This window comes from Eubacterium ramulus (assembly GCF_003122485.1).
Lineage (GTDB): Bacteria > Bacillota > Clostridia > Lachnospirales > Lachnospiraceae > Eubacterium_I > Eubacterium_I ramulus_A.
Genome location: NZ_JRFU01000192.1, coordinates 1 through 4,299, shown reverse-complemented (window position 1 = coordinate 4,299; position 4,299 = coordinate 1). Strand labels below are relative to the sequence as shown.

Annotated in this window: 4 protein-coding genes and 1 pseudogene; 4 read left to right on the top strand and 1 reads right to left on the bottom strand. The window is 43.5% G+C overall.

The genetic code is table 11. The annotated features are described in order from the left end of the window. From LG34_RS14945 to LG34_RS14930, 4 genes are all read left to right on the top strand, one after another. Positions 1-323 (top strand): GntR family transcriptional regulator (locus LG34_RS14945; RefSeq protein ID WP_109216771.1); only part of this gene is annotated, 323 nt, incomplete at its 5' end. Further along, the gene (locus LG34_RS14940) at positions 320-1,219 is read left to right on the top strand and encodes an ABC transporter ATP-binding protein (RefSeq protein ID WP_109216770.1); all 900 of its coding nucleotides are present in this window, start codon (positions 320-322) and stop codon (positions 1,217-1,219) included. The genes LG34_RS14945 and LG34_RS14940, both read left to right, overlap by 4 nt. Beyond that, positions 1,194-3,305 (top strand): ABC transporter permease, encoded by a 2,112-nt coding sequence (locus LG34_RS14935; RefSeq protein WP_109216769.1) that lies wholly within the window; start codon positions 1,194-1,196, stop codon positions 3,303-3,305. Before LG34_RS14940 ends, LG34_RS14935 begins: the two co-directional genes overlap by 26 nt. A 42-nt stretch (positions 3,306-3,347) precedes the next feature. Then, a complete protein-coding gene (locus tag LG34_RS14930) occupies positions 3,348-3,854 on the top strand; it encodes an HD domain-containing protein (protein ID WP_242979920.1) in 507 nt (168 codons plus the stop codon). A gap of 122 nt (positions 3,855-3,976) precedes the next feature. Here the strand turns inward: LG34_RS14930 and LG34_RS16855 are convergent. Continuing rightward, a pseudogene (locus LG34_RS16855) lies at positions 3,977-4,299 on the bottom strand (hypothetical protein); the annotation flags it as partial.

Sequence of the window (4,299 nt, the reverse complement as noted above, 5' to 3'; positions counted from 1 at the left end):
ATAATGTCCGGCAGCTTGTGGTCAGCGGTGCTTTGAAAAAAGATGAAAAACTGCCTTCCGTCCGTGATATGGCTGCTTCGCTGGCGATCAATCCGAATACGATCCAGCGTGCCTATCGGGAACTGGAAAGCGAAGGTTACATCTATACGTTGTCCGGAAAAGGCACCTTTGTTGCTGAGGTGGACCACTCCAACCAGTTTCGCCAGCAGGAACTGCTGCCACAGTTTGATAAGATCGTGTCTGAGCTTCTCTACCTGTCCATGCCGGTAAATGATCTCACGAACCGCATCCTTTCCTTATCAGGAAGGAGGATTCAGGCATGATTCAGGCAGAACATATTACAAAAACCTTCAACGGCTTCATGGCTTTAGACGACATGAGCCTGCACGTTCCGAAAGGAACCATTTACGGTCTCGTCGGTCCAAACGGTGCCGGAAAATCCACCCTAATCCGTCATCTCACGGGAATTTACCGCCCGGACAGCGGCTCCATCCTCATTGATGGTCTGCCGGTATATGACAATCCAGAGGCAAAAGCCAAATTCACGTACATTCCGGATGACATGTTTTATTTTTTACAGTCAAACACACTGGAAATGAAACAGTTTTATCAGGGCATTTACAAAAAATTTGATGCCGCATTATTTGACCGACTACAGGAATTTTTCCCAAATATCGATACCAAGCGCAGCATCCACCGCCTTTCCAAAGGTATGCAAAAACAGGTGGCCTTCTGGCTTTCCATCTGTGCTATGCCAGAGTTGATGATCCTGGATGAGCCGATGGACGGTCTCGACCCTGTCATGCGCCGTCAGATCTGGAGTATCATTTTATCCAAAGCAAGCGAAAGCCGAACTACGATCCTGATCTCCTCCCACAATCTGCGTGAGTTAGAGGATGTCTGCGACCATGTGGGCATTATGCACAAGGGCAAGATTATCGTGGAACGTTCCCTCTCCGATCTGCAGGGAAATGTGTCCAAGATTCAGGTGGCATTCCAGGAAGGCATGCCGACGCTGCCGAAAGATTTTGAGATTTTACACATGTCCAATACCGGTCGTGTATACACACTGATCGTAAAAGGCAATCCGGAACGCGCCAAAATGATCCTTGAGGAAACACATCCGATGCTGATCGATATCCTTCCTCTTACATTGGAAGAAATTTTTATTTACGAAATGGGAGGAAAGAATTATGAAATCAAAGACATCCTGTTTTAATAAAACGATATTCCTCAAAAATATGACTCGGTTCTGGCCGGTATGGGCGGTTTATCTGGCGTATCTGTTTTTCAATATGACCGTGCGAATGTTCCTGAACACCCGCAATTATATGAATACCCCGGCAGTTGATCACTATTCTGCCACTCCAGCTACTAACCGCTTAATAACCATGCTGGAATGCATCAGTGGAAACCTGGAACCATATGTCATTTTTTTCGCGGCACTGGTGGCTGCCCTTACCATTTTTTCCTATCTGTTCACAACCCGAAGCTGCTATATGATGCATGCGCTTCCGGTAAAACGGAGTGAACTTTTTGTAACAAATTATATCAGCGGATTTTTATTCCTGCTACTTCCACAGTTAGTCACGTTTTTATTGAACCTGCTGGTCTGCATTATCAATAATATTACGTCCGTGGAATATCTGCTGTACTGGCTGCTTTATATGATAGGCATGAGTTTTCTGTTTTATACTCTTGCGGTGTTCTGCTGTATGCTCACTGGGCATGCGGTTGCCGCTGCAGCTTACTATTTTGTAGGAAATTTTCTGTATATTGGAATTAAATCCATTGCCACACTGATCATTTCCTCCATGTGTTATGGCATGGGAATCCTTGGTGATCAGGTAAGTTATAGGCTGACAGAGACCAGAGACACGGTACTTTCTCCATTTATGTATCTGCTGGATCACGTATCCCTGACCTGGTCCATGAATGAAGATTTTACCGCACTGGAACAGATTCATATGCGCGGAAGCCTGCTGATCGGACTGTACTGCATTATCGCAGTCGTATTTTTGATCCTTGCTTACGTGTTTTACCAGAAACGTCAGTTGGAATGTACCAGCGATGTGGTTGCCTTTGGATGGCTGCATCCGTGTTTCCGCTGGATGCTGGCGCTGGTTGGAGGCTTCGGGCTCTCCTTCCTGCTTTTCAGTCTGCTCTTTGACAACACCGCACATATGACAACGGCATTATTTGTATTTCTGATTCCGTGCTCCTTTGTGAGTTTCTTCATTTCAGAAATGCTGTTAAAAAAACGTTTTCATATCTTTTCAAGGAAACGCTGGATCGAATGGGCGGCATGCATTGCACTCTGCCTGATTGGAACCGGTCTGCTGAAAAGTGATGCCTTCCGTATCGAACGCAGAATTCCGGACACGGATCAGATTGCTGCCATCTATATGTACGGCGATTATGAGCATGTATACACGGATGAAGCGGATTTTGAAGTTCTGGAGAAAATCCACCAGAATATTTTGAACCACAGGCAGGAGTATTTACCGTATTCCTACCAGCAAAATTATCTGGAATACAATCATCCTGAAGAACGAAGTGCTGATTTTGCAACCGCAACATTGTCCGACACCACAGCATCCAGCACATCAACCTCCGTTGTTTACAGCGAAAGCGATTATATCTCTTCCATTCAGATTACCTATTATCTGAAAAATGGACGAAAAATTATGCGCCGCTATGAAATTCCGGTAACAAACGCAACACTGAAGGATGATACCACACCGGCTTATCAAATTTCTAAACTGGAAACCGGAAATGAAGATCTGCTTCGTTATCTGCTCTGCTACAATTATGAAGATGTCACCTTTGTAAACGGCACCTTAAGCCATGTAGACGAATACGGACATGATGGAAACATCACCCTGAATCAGCAGCAGACGGAGACACTGTATGAAGCACTCAAGGCAGATATCCTTGCAGGCAATTATCCGGCAGGACTTGGCATTCATGATACTGACGATAACCCAATTTACTATGACAGTTTTTACTTCTATGGACAGGTTCCTGGGGATGTGGAATACCTGACAGATATGCTGCCATCCAGAAATTCGTCAAGTACTTCCAGTGATTACAAAACAGCTTCGGCAAATACGGTAAATGCTGCCGTTCAGAATAATAAACCGACAAATTATTATTCTTCCATAGAAGTGTCATTTTCTCTGTCTAAGTCCTGTACGAACACGATCCAGGCAATGATCGATCTGGGGCTGATTGATAATGCTTCGGATCTGATGACTCAGAATGAGTATTATGATGTAATGAACGTAGATGGGATAACAGACTAATCTGATTGAAGAATAATGAATTTTTTGAGGTGAACACATAACATGAACAACACAGTTGAAATGAATGAAACACTGATCAGAAAAATGCTGGCATACTATTCCGGCGATCCTGCCCGCATCCAGCATTACACAAAAGTATATACTTACGCATCCATGATCGGACACGCAGAACATTTATCCGATGAATTGCAGCATATTCTGGAAACCGCTGCAATTCTTCATGACATCGGTATCAAAATTGCAGAAGAAAAATATCACTGTTCTACCGGACCGTTGCAGGAAAAAGAAGGTCCGGCAGCTGCCCGCCAGATGCTGACGGAATGTGGAACTTATTCTGATGCGGTGATTGATCGTGTCTGCTATCTCATCGGACATCATCATACTTACAGCAATATTGATGGGTTAGATTACCAAATTCTGGTAGAGGCAGATTTCCTCGTAAATCTTTATGAAGATCATGCGGATAAGCAGGCAATTCAAACAGCGATTGATCGGATTTTCATAACCAAATCCGGTACAGAAATGGCACATGTAATGTTTAATGTATAAGTATGCGCTAACTCAGTGAAATTTAGCAAAACTTAATATTATTTATCATTCTGTTGTATACTACAAAAAAAGGCACTGAAGACCTATAAATTCATTGGTTTTCAGTGCTTTTTTATATTTTTTCAATTCATTTCATACTTTAATTCTTCTACCTTATCTGTATCTCCCGCTAAAAGAGCATTACAGAAAGAATTGACCATCTCTCCGTCTTTTCCTACATTTTCTTTAAACAATGACATCACACGATCTGTCATAATATTTCGAACTTCTCGGTTTGGAATTACAAGCTGGTACAGATTTCCATCCGCCTCTCCCCTCTGTGTCAGATAGCCGGTCATAAAAAGTGCACTCCAGATATGCTCTCTGGAATCATACAACTCCTTATAGGTCAGTTCTGGTTCAAGTCGAACGCACGTGAGACTTGGTGCGTGATTCTGGTCAGCGC